General features: G+C 44.9%; 12 protein-coding genes and 1 pseudogene. 2 read left to right on the top strand and 11 right to left on the bottom strand.

Annotated elements, in window-relative coordinates; genetic code table 11:
• Window positions 1-26 precede the first annotated feature (26 nt).
• Window positions 27-2951, top strand: a complete 2925-nt coding sequence (locus WCW_RS01915) for an insulinase family protein (RefSeq protein ID WP_013181498.1) — start codon at window positions 27-29, stop codon at window positions 2949-2951.
• On the opposite strand, the gene WCW_RS01910 is transcribed toward WCW_RS01915, so the two are convergent.
• The 3 genes from WCW_RS01910 to WCW_RS01900 all read right to left on the bottom strand — a co-directional run bounded on the left by WCW_RS01910 (window position 2943) and on the right by WCW_RS01900 (window position 6722).
• Window positions 2943-3266, bottom strand: coding sequence for a hypothetical protein (locus tag WCW_RS01910; RefSeq protein WP_041941469.1), 324 nt, complete (start codon window positions 3264-3266; stop codon window positions 2943-2945). The two genes, WCW_RS01915 and WCW_RS01910, sit on opposite strands and share 9 nt — an antisense overlap.
• 118 nt (window positions 3267-3384) lie before the next feature.
• A complete protein-coding gene (locus WCW_RS01905) occupies window positions 3385-4824 on the bottom strand; it encodes an SAM-dependent methyltransferase (RefSeq protein WP_013181497.1) in 1440 nt (479 codons plus the stop codon).
• A complete protein-coding gene (locus WCW_RS01900) occupies window positions 4821-6722 on the bottom strand; it encodes a RasGEF domain-containing protein (protein ID WP_013181496.1) in 1902 nt (633 codons plus the stop codon). The genes WCW_RS01905 and WCW_RS01900 overlap by 4 nt, the downstream gene beginning before the upstream one ends.
• Before the next feature lie 66 nt (window positions 6723-6788).
• On the opposite strand from WCW_RS01900, the gene WCW_RS01895 reads away from it, so the two are divergent.
• Window positions 6789-7106 (top strand): hypothetical protein, encoded by a 318-nt coding sequence (locus WCW_RS01895; RefSeq protein ID WP_041941468.1) that lies wholly within the window; start codon window positions 6789-6791, stop codon window positions 7104-7106.
• Window positions 7107-7109: 3 nt separating this feature from the next.
• On the opposite strand, the gene proS is transcribed toward WCW_RS01895, so the two are convergent.
• The 8 genes and pseudogenes from proS to WCW_RS01860 all read right to left on the bottom strand — a co-directional run bounded on the left by proS (window position 7110) and on the right by WCW_RS01860 (window position 16734).
• The gene (proS, locus tag WCW_RS01890) at window positions 7110-8633 is read right to left on the bottom strand and encodes a proline--tRNA ligase (protein WP_013181494.1); all 1524 of its coding nucleotides are present in this window, start codon (window positions 8631-8633) and stop codon (window positions 7110-7112) included.
• Between the two features lie 580 nt (window positions 8634-9213).
• The gene (locus WCW_RS01885) at window positions 9214-9687 is read right to left on the bottom strand and encodes a hypothetical protein (RefSeq protein WP_013181493.1); all 474 of its coding nucleotides are present in this window, start codon (window positions 9685-9687) and stop codon (window positions 9214-9216) included.
• A gap of 122 nt (window positions 9688-9809) precedes the next feature.
• Entirely contained in the window at window positions 9810-10049 is a 240-nt protein-coding gene (locus WCW_RS01880; RefSeq protein ID WP_041941467.1) for a hypothetical protein, read from the bottom strand.
• A 1-nt stretch (window position 10050) separates the two neighbouring features.
• Entirely contained in the window at window positions 10051-10818 is a 768-nt protein-coding gene (locus WCW_RS10380; RefSeq protein ID WP_013181491.1) for a hypothetical protein, read from the bottom strand.
• 15 nt (window positions 10819-10833) lie between these two features.
• Window positions 10834-10932 (bottom strand): annotated as a pseudogene (locus WCW_RS10375) (RHS repeat-associated core domain-containing protein); the annotation flags it as partial.
• A 15-nt stretch (window positions 10933-10947) separates the two neighbouring features.
• The gene (locus tag WCW_RS01870) at window positions 10948-14997 is read right to left on the bottom strand and encodes a DUF6531 domain-containing protein (RefSeq protein ID WP_013181490.1); all 4050 of its coding nucleotides are present in this window, start codon (window positions 14995-14997) and stop codon (window positions 10948-10950) included.
• A gap of 76 nt (window positions 14998-15073) precedes the next feature.
• Window positions 15074-15790, bottom strand: a complete 717-nt coding sequence (locus WCW_RS01865) for an aminotransferase class IV (protein ID WP_041941465.1) — start codon at window positions 15788-15790, stop codon at window positions 15074-15076.
• The gene (locus WCW_RS01860; protein WP_013181488.1) at window positions 15787-16734 is read right to left on the bottom strand and encodes a hypothetical protein; all 948 of its coding nucleotides are present in this window, start codon (window positions 16732-16734) and stop codon (window positions 15787-15789) included. Before WCW_RS01860 ends, WCW_RS01865 begins: the two co-directional genes overlap by 4 nt.
• Window positions 16735-16743 lie beyond the last annotated feature (9 nt).

Below are 16743 nucleotides of genomic sequence, written 5' to 3'. Positions count from 1 at the left end.
CCCAGATTCACTTATAAGGCAATCCCATGCGTTTGAAACTGTTAATTTTGATGGCTTTGATCATATGTACCTTCCACCTCCACCTATCCGCTGCGCAATACGAAACGATCCCCGAAAAGGGAAAACTTCCCATTCTCACAGCAGCCTTCAAAGACCAGAAAACAGCAAAGATCCGTTTAAGCAATGGGCTGGAAGCTTACTTAATTAGCAACCCTGATTTAAATTTATCGGGAGCAATGATGTCTGTCAATGCAGGCAGCTGGGAAGACCCGCAGGAATACCCAGGGCTGGCGCATTTTTTGGAACATATGCTCTTTATGGGAACACGCGCCTATCCCGACGAATCGGAATACAGCCGGTTTATCAGCGAAAACGGCGGTCAGACAAACGCGTTCACCTCCAGCAATACGACGAACTACCTATTCACAATTCAAAATAACGCATTTAAAGAAGCTTTCAAGAGATTTTCCTCATTTTTCAAAGAGCCTCTTTTCAATCCCTCTGGGGTCTCTCGGGAATTGAAGGCAATCGATCAGGAATACGCAAAAAATCTTGAAAACGATTCGATCCGCCAATATTACGTATTGAAAGCATTGACCGATCCCAAACATCCTTTTCATCAATTTAACATAGGAAACAGCAAGACACTGGATAAAGTGTCTCAGAGCACCTTGCGCAAATGGTATCAAGACCACTACAGTGCGCATCTCATGCGGTTGATTGTCTACTCTTCTCTTCCTATCGATGAATTGAAGACCTTTGTCGCAGATCAGTTAAGTGATATCCCCTCACACGACAAGGCTCCCTATGTCAACAATCAGCCAAGCTTTCCCAAAAATCTTTCGGGAGAAGTGGTCTACATCGATCCGATCAAAGAGACGCAAAAGTTAACGATTTTCTGGGAACTGCCCCCTAAATTTGCGCATTTAATCGACTCCAAGCCGGAAGAATTGATTGCGTATATCCTCGGATATGAAGGGGATAAAAGTTTGCTGGCTAATCTGAAAAAAGACAAACTAGCCGAATCTCTCTCTAGTGGAGGGATGAAAGCAGGAGACAATTTATTTATCCTGTATGTTCAAATCGATCTGACCAACAGCGGTGTGGTAGATGTCGATAAGGTCATGACCCGGGTATTTCAGACGATCGAACAAATGCGCAGGGAAGGGATTCCTCCCTACATCTTTGAGGAAGTACAAACCATGCAGCGGCTGCAATACCAGTACCAATCAAGAGAGGATGAATTTTATACCCTATTGATGCATGGATATACCATTCAGGATGAAAAGATGGAAACCTATCCTGAAAAAACCAAGGTGATCCAAATTTTCGACCCTGAAGCAGTGCAAGAAATGCTTTCTTACCTAACTCCCGAGCATGCGCTCCTTTTTGTGATGGCTCCTCAGCGGCTAACCGGGGTCAAACCCACACTCCAGGAGAAATGGATGGGTGTCAGCTACGCCATTAAACCTGTATCGCCTGATCTATCTAGAAAATGGAAACACCTTGAACCTCATCAAGAGATCGCCATTCCTTTGCACAATCCGTTCATCCCCACAAATCTTGAACTTGTCGACACTTCCTTGATTCAAGACACCTATCAAATCCCTGAAGTAAAAATCCTTTCGGACGACAGTGCTTCCAAGTTCTATTTTGCTCAAGACAATTATTTCGGCGTGCCTAAAATCAGCTGGTCCCTCCTGATCAAAACTCCTCAAGTCACACAGGACGACCCTTTGAAAGCGGTCTTTACCGACATCTACATTAAATACGTCAAAGACGTGTTGGACAAATTCAGCTACCCTGCTAAGATGGCTGGCCTTGACTACGAAATTGAAAGAAAAAATAATGGCATCCAAGTGACGCTAAACGGCTACAGTGAAAACGGGCAGTTCCTTTGGGAAGAGATCCTGCAGCAAATGGTGACGTTGAACGCGACACCGGAAAAATACAAAATCTACAAAGAATCGGTCTCGCGCGAGTATCACAACCACGCTAAAGCCAGTCCTCTGGAACAGTCGATCGATATTCTGAAATCGCTGATGTACGAAGATTATGCGACAAACAAAGAGAAAGCATCGGCATCTGGAAAAGCCTCGTTCAAGAAATTCAACGAGTGGCTCAGGCAGCTTTACCTCAACACTTATACAGAGGGAATGTTCTACGGAAACTTGAGTGAAAGCCAAGCACGGGAAGCGATGGAACTGACGAAAAAATCCTTCTACAATGGAGTCTATCCGCAATCAGAACAAAAACTAGATAAAGTTATCGTGCTTCCGGAAACGCAAGGCCCTTTTTATTTGGAACTGCACACGAAAGCTCAAGGCAACGCAGCGCTTCTCATGATCGAAAACACACGCTTCTCCTTCAAAGAAAGAGCGGCCCAGCAGATTTTAATGACAGCGATTAAACAGCCTTTCTTTGAAGAGTTGAGAACGAAGCAGCAAACAGGATACATAGTCGATAGCTTCGCCCAGGAAATCGAGAAAAAGCTGTTCAATTTATTTGTCGTGCAATCAAATTCGCATGATCCTCAAGACCTTCTCTATCGCTTTGAAACGTTTATTGAAAATTATCTGCAGGAAATAGGAAAAGCAGAATTGACAGAGGAGCAGTTTGAAACAATCAAACAAGCTCTTCTTCAAAACCTGGAACAGCCAGCGAACAACATCAAAGAGATGGGAAAACTGCTGGCAGAACTCATGGTGAAGCATGACGGGGATTTCCTATGGATGGATAAAAGAAAGAAGGGAATGCAATCCCTTACCTATTCTGAAATGCTGCAACTATCCAGGGAAATGCTTGGAAGGCAGAACAAGCAGCGGCTTGCCATCTTACTAGATGGAGAGATCCCCGATACACAGGCATTTACCTATCATCGGGCAAGAAATCGGTGCATGATTAAAAAGACGAGCAAATATGAAGCTAGTACTCTGATTCACTCAGACTGAATCTGATTTTTTTTCAGGGGAAATATAGCCTGCGTATTTATCCATGTGTGTGTTCGAACTTCCCAAAAGGAGCGCTCCAGCAGTTGTAAGCGGTAGAGAGAGTGGCAAAGTCAAAAAAAATGCAAAGATATAGACAACACTGGCCTTAACCTTTGTGATGCCTGCAGAATTTCCTCTCGCGCTTACGAAGATACGTGTCTTTTCACAACCGAAAGCCAGCCTGGCAGGTTTTAATAAGGTTTCACCAATTTTTTCTCTTCTATCGGCATTTTTAAACGATGGTCCCACAAATTGATAATTTAATCGATCTATCATTAATATCACCTATTAATTATAAAAAATATTTATAACAAAAAATTTTTAATAAATAATTAAGATTTATTTAAGATATAAAATTATTCAACTGAAATGCCTGCAAGCAGAGAAAGCACGATTACAAATGGGAATGAATCTTTGCTTTGCATAAAGCTAAGTTTTGCATCAACTGAGCATCCAGCCCTTTGATTGAAGCGGCGTAAGCAAACACCTGCGCAGCACTCTCGTAGTCCTTTGCTTCAAATAAAAGAACTCCCATATTCTGCACAAAATCACCTTCTGAAGGGGAAACCGGATAAAAGTTCCCTACGCATTTCTTAACAACGCTTTTCAAAAAATCGAGTGTTTCCTCATCAGCTTCTGAAAGTTTGTCGCGAATCTGTTTAAAAAAACAATGCATATTCAAGGGATCGTTATTTCCCATTTTCACAAGGATGAGCAGCTGCTTCAAACTGAGTTCATCTGCTTGTTCATCCGAAATTCCCGTCAAATGCCAATACTCTACCGGCTGCAACACATCCATTTCCTTATAGAAAGCCAAGCATGCCTGATTGTAAACCCCCTCTCCCAAGATTCCTGCAATCAAAGCAAACCTGTGGTCGGGTAAAGAAGGAAGAAATCCCAAACCGTCATGAAGCTCAAAATATCTTGCCAATGCATGATAATTAACTGCTATGGAAAAACTGGAATGTCGAGAAATATGCGGGATTCCCCATCTCATGATCTGATCTTTGGAACAGACTCCCTGGTCTGCAGCCAACAGCAACATTTTCCCTTTCGATAGTTTCTGGAAATACTCTAGCGTAAGCAAACTTCCCGATGGAAAAAGGAATGTCGCCCCTTCCATCTCTTTAACATATTCGCACAAGATCTGGTTCGCCGCCTCATTGGGATAATACTTGCTTGCATTATCTACCGGTTGAAACGAGTAACTCTCTTCTAAAGAGTTAATCCAGTCAGGATCGATCGACTGCGTAGAACCAGCAGGAACAGAAATCGATATGCGCCCCTCTTCCAACTTGCCGTTCTTGACTCTGAAAAGATCCTGTGGAATGGTGTCAAAAAAATAGGTACAGATTAATACCATAGGATTTTGAACAACATCCAAGATTTTTCCGCTGACTTGAAGCTTTAGAGGTTCTTTCTGATCGTTTTTGTACGACGCACAGTCAAGAACGCCTTTTTCAAAGTAAGGCTTCAAGCGAGGATGTTGTCTCCAAAACTTGAGATTTTCCTCCACCATATCTGTCATGACATACACAAACGGAACCCGATCCCGAAGCTTAATCAAATCCTTCAGTATGAGAAATGCCAAACGCCCGGAGCCTGCTCCCAAATCAAACACATAGATCGGCTCTGAAGGATTGGAAGCCGGCATTTCAAAAAAATAACTTTCAATTACTGATACGAACTGACGAGCAAGCAAAGGATTGCTCGTCAAATAAAAAGGCACCCCTTTTTCTGCCCAGGCTGAAGGGCCGAACTCGCGGTAAACCGCCAATTGCAAATCCCAAAGAATGGACTTGGAAAATAACTGATCTTTTTCAAGCTGCTTCATTTTAGGTCGGATGGCTTCAATTGTTTAGAAACTTCCCAAGGATCCCAATCGTATTCACAACGTTCTAGCTGGTCTTTAAGATCGGTCTCTAACTGAGTTTGAAAGCCTGTGTTTTTCCTGTTTTTCCTAACCCTGTTCAAATCTTCCCAGAAACCGTGCATCAATTTAGCAATCAATTCGAGCTTCTCCAAATTGATCTGTCCTCGAACCAGCTCCGGGTTTCCGTCATCTGCGTGGAGATATTGAGTATAGAAGATTCCCGAATAGGGGACAACAGGCAGCTTTTCCTTTTTCCGTCGCAAAGTTTCATACTTCATCACACAGAACCCTTTTAAAGGAGAAAATAATACATCTAAATTTTTCCATTTTTTAAGCCCGCTTTTAGACAATTTGCTAGCTTTAGTCTCTCCATTTTCTCCCTTTTTGCAAAACAGACGAGAAATCGACGTGCTGTTCAAGCTTCCAACAATCGCTAAAGCTGAGTGGAAATCTCCCTTATCAACCAAGCCTGAAGCAACTTTGATCCAAAATTCAATCCGCTGATAAACCTTTCCTCTTCCCTTTTCAACTCCTTCAACTTGAACTGGAGATAGAATAGACATTTCGATAAATCGAGAGAGTTGTTCAAAATATTCGATCGTTTTCGTTTGATGAGTTGTTTCAGAAGGATCCATCAACATTTCGTACAATGGAACATTTAAGGCTAACCCTTGTGAAATACGAAAGCAGTCTTCGACAAACAACTTCGTCATTTTATCTATGTTCTCCTTATTGAGGGAATCGATCAATTCAAGTGACAGAGGATCTCCATTCTTAAACGAGTAGCGTCTGAGACACACTGGGATTTTCATGAGAAGAACCGACAGCTCGTCGGCAAGATCGCAGGAAACAGGGTCTTTCAGTAGCTTGCCTGCTTTAACTATCTGATGAAGTTCAGCATGGTTGACCCCATCTAAATGATACCCTCGCGAAATCCATGTGCAGCAAAAACAGAGCAATCGCTGCTTTTGAATGAGAGGAACCTGATCATCAGAAGCATTAAGAAGAAGATGAACCAATTCAAACAATCTCGTTGTTGAAACATATTTGGGATACACTAACAGCAATCTAACTGGATCTACTGCCTTTTGGCTTGACTTTCCGTACGGGTAAAGTCTTTGCAAAAGGTACACGACCCTTCTATCTTCTTTTTTAAGCCTTTTGGCTCCATCAGGAAGAGGAAGTTTTCTTAAGTTCACACGGGGAGAATCGTCTTCCTCGCTAGGATATCGATCTATGATCTTTTCCAGTAATGACAGGTTTTCCTCGTCCATGATCTCCTTAAACTTTTGATCTGCTTCCATTAATGCTTGAATCTTCATTAAAAAGGTTCTCATGGACACCCATTTACCGTGATCTGTGAATATTCCTGTCACTTCCAGTTCGATCGAACGTCGCAGAAGCCGCATGACAGCAACAGCGGATTCCAAGGAATGTTCCCCTCCAATTGTAGCAAAAGCTTCCGGATATCCTTTGGATCCAACCGCAATCTTTCTGGAAGGGTTCTGGATGCATTTCGTTAAAACACGATAAAAATTCCCCGGCTCAAACCTCAAACCTCTTTTTTCTTTGGATAGATCAATATCTGCAAATATAGAATCCTCATATTGGATCCGATCTAGTTCATCTTGCCTGAGAATAGGGGTCACCTTGGACGGAGAACGCTTCACACAACGAGAACGGAGGCTTAACGTATTTGGCTTGCCACTATTGTCGTAAATATCGCTCACAGACATCCGTGAGATTCTTATAGAATGGATACGCTTCAATTGCTGCTTCGACTTTTTTTGCTCGACGCCTGAATCCTCTGTGACAGTTGTATAAAGAGGACTTTCACTGCTAAATCGTACATCATTCATGAAAATTGCCTTAAAATACTTATTGTTAGTATAATGCCTAATTATAAATTTATATTGGAAATCGTTATGTTTAAAACTTCAGATTTTGACGAAAACATTAATAAAACACAAAAAGAAATCAATGAATTAGAAATCCGTAACGGTCAAATCGATAGAGATTATTCCGATTTGCTTTCCAAGCTCCAAATCACATCGGAGCAACTTTCCCGGTTCATTGAAAAGAAAGAGAATTTTACCGAGAAAAATTGGGAGCAACTGCAAGAAAGGAAAAAAGAGATCGAGCAAAAATTAGCAACCGATTTGACCAACATCAGAGACCCTCTAAAAAGCAAAAAAGCTCTTCAAGATAGAAATGTGGGCTCTCATTGGCTTTTCATCAGATAAACGTTAATAAGATTTAGCAATAATTACATCTTTGACTGCATCTTTTCCCGTCAAGATGCATTTTCCTTTTGTCCCTGATTGACTCAAAGGCAAACAGCGGATCGTCAACTTCATCTCATCTAAAATTTTTTCCGACTCAGGATCTTCGCTCCATTTGGCTAACACAAATCCCCCGTGAATTTCCGGCTTATCAGGATTTTTCGGAGTGAAAAACTCCCGCAACGCCTCTAAAGTTTCAACTCCTCTCTGGATGTGCATTTCACGGAAAGCCTTTGCCTGTTCAAAATAGTTCTTTTGGATTTCATTAAGAAGATTAGGAATGATTGCTCCCAATGTCTCTAAAGAGACTTTTTCTTTCTCCTTATGTCCCCGATCTCGTCTTGCGAGCATCACAGAATCTGATTCGATATCGCGCGGCCCAATTTCAATCCTAACCGGAACACCTTTCTTGACCCATTCCCAATTTTTCTCGCCACCTCTGCGATCCCTTTTATCAATGTGAACCGAGATTGGTTTGCCATAAAACATTTGAGAAATGATCTGCTGTTTAACTTTTTCAGCGAAAGCAAGCACTTCTTCTTCCAATTCGGGTTTTGGAATGACAGGGATGATGACAATCTGTTTTGGAGCCACTCGCGGCGGGATACGAAGCCCGTCATCATCTCCGTGGCACATAATCATCCCTCCAATCAGACGAGTGGTAACGCCCCATGAAGTGGTATAGGCATATTCTAACTCTCCTTCCTTTCCGGAAAACTGGATGCCTTGCGCTCTAGCGAAATTCTGACCAAGATAATGCGACGTCCCTCCTTGGAGGGCCTTGCGATCCTGCATCATCATTTCAAGCGTGTAGGTACTCTCTGCACCGGGAAACCTTTCTCCAGCAGATTTTTCTCCCAAGATCACAGGAATCGCGAGCACCTCTTCGGCAAGGACTCTGTAAACCTCCAGCATCTTCAACGTTTCCTCTTTTGCTTCCTGCTTAGTTGCATGAACGGTGTGCCCTTCCTGCCACAAAAACTCAGACGTTCTCAAGAAGATTCTAGGCCGCATCTCCCATCTGACCACATTCGCCCACTGGTTGATCAAAAGAGGAAGGTCTCTGTACGACTCTACCCAGCGGGAAAAAGAATCACCAATAATTGTTTCGGAGGTTGGACGCACGATCAATGGCTCTTCCAGCTCTCCTGTTGGAATCAGCTTACCATCCTTCTCTTCCAGACGATGATGCGTCACAACTGCGCATTCCTTGGCAAACCCTTCGACATGCGCTGCTTCTTTTTCCAAAAAGCTTAACGGAATAAACAGTGGAAAATAGACATTTTCATGCCCCGTTTCTTTAATCATTTGATCTAAGGTCGATTTAATGTTTTCCCAAATCCCGAATCCCCAAGGCTTGATCACCATGCACCCTCTTACCGGAGAGTTTTCGGCCATATCTGCAGCCTTGATCACCTGCTGGTACCACTCAGGATAATCTTCTTGCCTAGTCGGAGTGATTGCTGTTTTTTCTCGTCTTTGTGTCATACGTCGGTATTCCAAATATTACGTTTATACCGAAACGACTTGAAGAATCAGAATTTGACCTCGTCATTAGAGTCTCATACATCGTGAGACTGCTTGACACGTCGGCTCCGTTTGGTTCAAACACAGGGAACTCTTTGCAAAATTCCGATTCCTGAAGTTAATTCGGTATCACTTAGTTTATTGACATCCTCACCCACCTAAAGGGAGGTGATTCCTTATGATTACTCACAAAAGTTGTACTTGCTCACACTTTTCAACAGGTTTCTGCTTCAATGAGACTACCCAGAGGAAATGGCTTGGTTTTTATCGTCATCATCCCTCTCAGACCTCTCTCCACAGACTTTAATTCCCGTCTGTCCTACGGTATTGCGTTCAATTTTAACATGGATTGTACCAGAATACAATGGAAAATACAGGATCTATCTACAGTATGCGTCCATGTTTTTCGGCGAAGCAGATAAATTTCTAATGCGTCCATTCTCTTCTAAATTTAAAAAATATTTTTCAATATTTCAAAAAAATTGAGAAAAACATTTCCTAATCGATTCCTCTTATTCAAAACTCTTCCAGATCGTGTCAATCATCCTCTATCCCATTTTTGCCCTGCTCTTGACAATGCATCTAAATCCAACTTAGTGGGTAAAGATTTTTTTGTAGTACCAACAACCATATAAACTTTCGCCGCTACAGATGCAGCCTTCGCACCTTTTACCCTGGCTACAGGAGCTGCGATCGACAAGGCATCGAAAGCCAAGCTTCCCAGCTGCTCATAAGACATGCTGCAAACCGCATCGATCCCCCATGCTGCAATCTGTCCTAGATCGCCCGCGAGTGCAGCGTCTCCTATCTCCTGCAACGTATCGTAGTTGTCATACGCACATTTCCCTACGCTGTATGCCGTCATCCCCACCGAGTACGCTGTCAACGCAGACCCCAGCGCAGCACCTGCCGGGGAGCAAACCGCTGTCACCGCTCCGACAACTGCCCACTTGGCCACACACGCCGCCCCTACTTGAGCTGCCGATGCTGCAAACCCCTTGAAAAATTCCTTCATCGACAAACCGTACGGATCGCAAAACCTTAAGGGGTTGTTGTGCACATAGGCATAGAGATTGGGACCGTCTGCAAAGGCTAACAGATATCTCTGGATACATCCATCGGTTAAACCTTCATCATTTAATCTAAATTATTTATTTCTTTCAGAATTTTAATTGAATTATTTAAAACTTGAATAAATTCAAAAAAGTTAAATTCCCAAGAAGGATTTTCGTTATTGTCACAAAAAAATTTTATAACCGTTTTATCAAAACCGCCATCACAACTTAGAGTAGCTAACCATTTGTCATCATAGATAATATCCACTACCATTCCATCATAATCTAAATCACTACATTCACGGATTCTAAATTTTCCCATATCAATCTCCTAGTTCTCTATATTTAAGGAATCCCCTAAATGTCCCATCTTTATAAAAATATGCACCTCTTCCATCAGGAGAGTAGATTTCAAATCCTTTTAAACCACAATTAATAAATTTTGACTCTGGATGAGTTAAAATATCATCCAAATGAAACTGTCCTTGTACATTTTTAAATTCAGGATTACCAAAAGCTCTAGGAAAAACACTTCCAGACCTATTCCCATGTTTATCCAAAGCCCTTCCAGCTCGTGTCAATCCTCCTCTATCCCATTCTTGCCCTGCTTTTGACAATGCATCTAAATCCAACTTAGTAGGCAAAGAATTTTTTGTAGAACCAACAACCGGCGCAACTTTCGCCACCTTTTCAGCACTCGCTGCTACAGATGCAGCCTTGGCATCTGCCACAGCCTTCGCCCCTTTTGCCCTGGCTACAGGAGCTGCGATCGACACCGCATCGAAAGCCAGGCTCCCCAGCTGCTCATAAGACATACTGCAAACCGCATCGATCCCCCATGCTGCAATCTGTCCCAAGTCGCCCGCGAGTGCAGCGTCTCCTATCTCCTGCAACGTATCGTAGTTGTCATACGCACATTTCCCTACGCTGTATGCCGTCATCCCCACTGAGTACGCCGTCATTGCAGACGACACGGCAGCTCCTGCCGGAGGACAAGCAAATGTTACAGCCCCGACAATTGCCCACTTAACCACACACGCCGCCCCTACTTGAGCTGCCGATGCTGCAAACCCCTTGAAAAATTCCTTCATCGACAAACCGTACGGATCGCAAAACCTTAAGGGGTTGCTGTGCACATAGGCATAGAGATTGGGGCCGTCTGCAAAGCCTAGAGGATCGGGAGTCAGCCATTGACCGATGGCAGGGTCGTAAACTCTTTTTTAAAAATGCAAAAACCCTGTCTCCGCATCTGCACGCTGCGAATAAAACTGCCAGGGAGAGTGAAAATCTCCTGTTGCTTCGGTTTCGCCAAAAGCTGAGTAGCGATACTCTGCCCTTTTGTTCAACGCCTCATCCAAAATGACGCACACACTTCCCCGATAATCGCAAAGGGCGGAAAAAAGTCCTTGAGAGGTCTCGATCCCGATTGTCGACCTGCCGATCAACCTTAAGGCATCGGGATTTCCGAGGTCGTAGTTCTTGTAGTAAAAAAAGCACTCGTTGCTACGGCTCATTAAACGGCCGAAGGAGTCGTAGCTGTAGCGGATGCCGTCTGCTTCAATCAGACGGTTTAAAGCGTCATACTGATAGCAAGTGTTCCCTTTGACGATTCGGTTGCCGTCGCCATCGTAGGCATACTCAGACTCCCCGTCGAAGGCCACCTGCTGCAGGGGGGTGTGCGAATAGGAGAGGCTGTCTTTCTCTAGGCGGTTGTTCAGCGAATCGTACTTGTAATGGGTGTTTTGATCGGAGGTGAGCTGATAGAGGAAATCGTAGGTATACGCTTCCTCGTTGTCTTCGACAAGATTGCCGACGGCGTCAAAGGCGAGGTGCTGCTTAAAGTTTTTTGAGACAATGGAGGTGATCCGCTGGTTAGGATCGTAGGTGTAGTCAACGACCTCTCCGTGAAAACCGGTTTCTTGGATGATGTTGCCGGCTAAGTCGAGTGTATAGCGATGCTCTTGATCTCCTCGCTTAACGGCGATTAAATCGGCAGCATTCCAGATGTAGTGCACTTCGGAGAGATCGGGAAGGATGATTTTAGTGAGCCTGTTTTGGCTGTCGTAGTCAAAGCGGCTTTCATACCCGTTGGGCAGGCGCTCTTTGGTGATGTTGTTGTTCTCGTCATACTCTCTTTCAAGCAGGGTTTGGTTGACGAGGTCTTCTGAGGAAGTGAGGTTGCCGACGGGGTCGTAGCGGTATTGATAATGGATGGTGCTGTCGGAGGAAAAGAGCTCGGACACTCTGCCAAAATGATCGTAGGCGTAGCAAAGAGAGGCGCCTCCGGGTTTGATTTCGCATGTTTTTTTCCCAAGGAAATAGTAGGTCTCGGTGGTTTTTAGGTTCTGTTCGGTTTCTTTGACGACCTGTCCGACTTCATTGTATTGCCACTCGATGACGTATTCGCCGGTTTTCTCGGTATCGATGTAAATGTCGTGGATCTGCTTGATGAGGTTGCCGACGGGGTCGTAGTGGTTGCGCTGGCCGGCGTATACGTTGCCAAAGAAGCGGATCTCTTTGCGGATGCAGTTGCCGCTCCAGTCGAATGTCTCCCACTGCTCTTGCCCTAAGGGGTCGATCCGTATTTTTGTGAATTGGTCATCAAAGAGGTAGTGATAGGTGGTTTCGTTTCCTTGGGGATCGATAGTGGATGCGATGAGGTTATGGGAGTTATAAAGGGTGCGGATTTCTGAATACTCTGTTAAAGAGGTGTATTGACGCTCCAGGCAGATGTTGCCAAAGCGGTCATAGGCAAGGGTTTTCTTGCGCAGGAGCTTTTGACGGTCTTCGACTCTTTCTTCGATGACGCGGTCTAAATTGTCAAACTCTTTGATCTCGATGCGGTCTTGGGTTTTGGTGCAATAGAGTCTGCCTAAGGAATCGTAGCTGTATTCTTCGAGGCGGCTGCCTCTTTGCATGGAGGTTTTTCGGCCGGCGGGGTCATGGGTGTATGTGGTTTTGATGCCTCGGGCATCGATTTCGAAAATGAGGTTTTTTCCTTTATAATGCTTGGTGGAAACGGCAAGGCTTTTCCCCTCGGGGCTGAAGATCTCTTCTTTGATGACGCGGTCTAAATAGTCGTAGGTGTATTCGGTATAGGATCCGTCTGCTTCTGTTTTGATATGGAGGGTGCTATCGAGGCGGTACTGGTTGCAGGTAAAGGTGCCGTCGGGGTGGGCGGTGGTGAGCACCTGGCCGAAGATGTTATAGCTTCTATGGGTCTGATGGCCGTTTTTATCTGTGGCGATGATGGGATGATTGAAGATGTCGTAGGTGGTTGTCTCTTGATTGCCTGAGGGGTCGATGGTGGAGATCAGGCGACTGCTTTGGTCATAGATAAAGATGGTTTTGTTGCCGTAAGGGTCGGTTGTTCTTTTGCGGTTGCCGGCTAAATCATAGGTATGGGTGGTGATAAGGGTTTCGCCATCTGCATGTTCTTCTGTTTCTTTGATGAGCTGGTTGTATCTGTTGTAGTGGAAACGGGTGATTTTTCCTGTGCCGAAGTGCTCTTCGGAGGTTTTTCTGTCGAGGTGGTCGTAGGTATAGAGGGTGAGTTCGCCTAAGGGGTTGATCTGGGAGGTGATGTTGTTGTGGGCGTCGTATTCTGTATGGGTGGAGTAGGCATGGCTTCCCCCGGCGTCGTAGGTTCTTTGTTCGATGGGCCGGTTGAGGTGGTCGTAGTGGTTTTCTTTGCGGGAAAGAAGGATCCACTCTTTTGTTTGGGGGTCCTGGTAAAGCTTAGAGGTGGAGAGGGGCAGGAGTTTTTCGTAGGTGTTGACGGTTTTGAGGCGATAGGTGGCGTTCGTAAGGTCGTCAGCCTCTGATCCGCTGCCGTCGTCTTCGATGATCTCTGTTGTAAATCCTGCGCTGTTATAGGTGTAAAACTCTCTGAGCTGGCAGACGCCTTGGCTGATGATTTGTTTGGATTGGACAAGCGAGGTGCCGGGATGGTAGGTGTAGTGGATTTCTGTGCCGTTTGGCTTGATCTCTTTGGTTAAGCGGTTCTCTTCCGAGTACTCGAATGCGGTTTCTTGATGGGGCTGATCCTGGTTGGGAAATGCGACGGCGCTGTCCTGATTGCCTGTGATCTGTCCGTATGTTTTTTTGCTTAAGGGGTTGCCGTTTTTATCGTAGGTGTAGCTGATGTAGTGGAGGCAGGTGTTTGTGGAGGTTTCAAATAGTGCAAGGCTTCGGATGTCGGCAAGGGGGGTGTAGCGGTATTTCCAGCATCTGTTGGCTGCGCAGTCTTCAAATTGGGTGATTCTGCGGTTGTGGTAGTTGAAAATCTGCGCATTTCCAAGGGGACAGGTGACGATGGTTTGATCTTTTTTATAGGAAAAGGTGTAGAGTTTTTCATGGCCGCCATACCTTTTGGGACGCTGGATGTTTTTGACTTTCCCTTTGTGGTGCTTGTCTGTTTTGAAGTACTCGATTTTGAGCTGCTCGGATCCTCCTTTCCAGAGTTTGCAGAGTTTGCCGGCTCTGTTGTATTCGTAGCCTTGGGCGGGAAGGTGGCCGGCTTCGACTGCCTTTAGGCGTTTTCTGGAATCGAAGTGGTAGGTGCAGTATTTTTGTTTATCGAGGCTGGCGTATTTCGTGTCTCCGTTTAGGATGAATAAAGAGGACAAGCGGCTGCCGTCGGCATCTTTTTGAAAAACGGACATGGAATCAGAGGGATAGAGATAGTGAAAGGTTTGTCCGTTAGGGAGCTCTTCTAGCGTGAGGCGGTTGTCGCGATCTTTTTTATGTATAAAGTGTCTTAAGGCTCCGTTGGAGAGCCGGGCTCTCCATTTGCCTTGGCCTCCGCTGATGTGGATGTGCCCTAGGTGCGGCTCTAAGCGGTTTAAGGGATTGATCGAGCCGGTGTAGCCGGATTCTTCCCTAAAATCGAAAGGGATAGAGAAGGTGCCGCCAGCTTTCCCTTCATAGGGGATCTCTGAGGATTCGCTTGTCGAAAGGGCGGCTTTGATTTGATCTTTTTTTTCTCTGATCCAGAGGTTGGTGGGAAAGGTGTGGGACATTCCTTTGCCGAAAAAGCCTTTGCCGCCATTGCCGCTGTCATAGCTGCGCACGAGCTGAAGGGTGCCAAGGCCTGCTGCTGGAAGGTCGGTTTCGGAAAAGAAAAAGCTGCCGGAAACAGTGTTGACGCAGCCTGCAACGACTGCCTGCGGCTGCTGGTCGGCTGACAGACGCCCGGGGATCTCGTTGTCGGATGCATAGAGGGTGGAAAGGAAGAGGAGGAGTAAAAAAGAGAGTTTGCGCATTTTCATCTGGTCCGATTTTGAAAATGCAAACTTTACACGAAAAAATTTGTTTGTCTTGCAAGGAATATTTTTTTAGGAGCTACTATATGATCTCGCTTAAACGCGATCCCATGGCATTACAAATAAAGACAGCCTGCTTTTCTTTCAGCTGTTCATAAGTGATCCGCTCTTCCTTTAAGTGATCGATGGAAGTGAGATAGGTTCCTGCCAATAGCGGCAGAGTGGACATTGGTGTGAACACAGCTCCTCCCTCTTCCCAGTAAAGATTAGAAAAGGCGCTTTCCAACACCCACCCTTCGGAAGAACAAACAACAGCATCATCGAACCCTCGCTCAAGAGCATACTGTTTCACCATCAATCGAGGCAGATATGCCAACGTTTTTAATGAAGAGGCCGGCGATTCAATCGGATAAGGATAGCGGCACAACTTCGCTTTCCCTTCCGGCATTTCATATTTTTCCAAAGTGACCAAATACGTCCCGTATGTACGGGTTGGAAGGGAAAGCCTTGAATCAATGCCGCCAGTGATCACTATTTTTAGTTTCCACACCCCCTGCTCAGCCCCATTGCGCTCGATGAGTTCCTCAACTTTTGATTGCTTGATGTCAGGAGGCTGGATATGGAGCGCTTCGCATTGAGCGGTCACTCTTTCGCAGTGCCTATCCCAATGAAGCAACCGGCCGTTTTCCACTTTTACCGATGTGAATACACCATCTCCAAACAAAAATCCTCTGTCCTTGATGGAAATAGATGCTCGATCCGCTAAAACACATTCATGATTTAAAATTACCCAAGTCAATCATCACCTAATTCTTTTACAGCTTTGTCCAAACGTTCAACGATCTCCTTTAACTTGGGAAGCAGCTCGGAACGCGCTTGACCGATTCCTTCTTCAAAATCAGCACCGCCCGAAGAGAATTTGTCATCAACCTCATCAAGCTTCAAAACATGTTGTTTAAGCTCTTCTAATTCTCCTCTCATCAGAAGAAAGCGCTTTTGCACATCGACAAAATCCTCTTGAAAACTTGAAAGAATCTCCTGTAACTCCTCATTCTTTTGCCGGTGAAACTCTTTTGCCTTCTGGTACTCTTCGAGTTCCTCTTCAAAGCTGCTGATCTTTTTTGTCTCTTCACCTAAACGGGAGAGATTTTCATCTGCGATTTTTTGGCTCTTTCTAAAAATCGCAAGGTCATCTTTAAAAGCCTTTGCAACAGCCTTGTAGCGGTGATAAAGATCGATCAAAACATGCAGTTTTTCTTCAATCGCTTCAAATTTCCCTGATAATCCTTCAATTTCATCCACAGGTACTTTCATGGCCAACGCTAACTCTTGAATGCTCGTTTCCGCTTCTCCCAAAACTTTCCGGAGTTCATCCCGACTTGTCTTTAGCTCAGCTTCGTTGCGTGTCAGCCGATCTACCTCTCCACTGAAATACGCAACCTGCCTTTCTAACTCTTTTTCAGGCTTTAAGCAGCTAATGCGTGCGCATAACAGCACCGAGCTGGCAAGAATAACTACAGAAGCCCCCAGCATCACGCGGTAATCCTCTAACCCGACTCCCACTCCGCCGCCAACAAGACCCGCTAAAGTCAAAAAACCGCCAACGACTTGCGTCCAATCCTTAACAATCCGGCCGCAAAAATTTTGATTGCGCTCTTCAAGAGGAGCACTGGAAGATTCCAACACATCGTCGGAAGGAGGAATGATACCTAACTCTATATCGCGACTTTCCACTGGTAACATCTCGACATT

This window comes from Waddlia chondrophila WSU 86-1044 (genome assembly GCF_000092785.1).
In the GTDB taxonomy this organism is placed as follows: Bacteria; Chlamydiota; Chlamydiia; order Chlamydiales; family Waddliaceae; genus Waddlia; species Waddlia chondrophila.
Note: the sequence above shows the minus strand (reverse complement) of the source record. Positions and strands in the feature narration are given on the sequence as shown.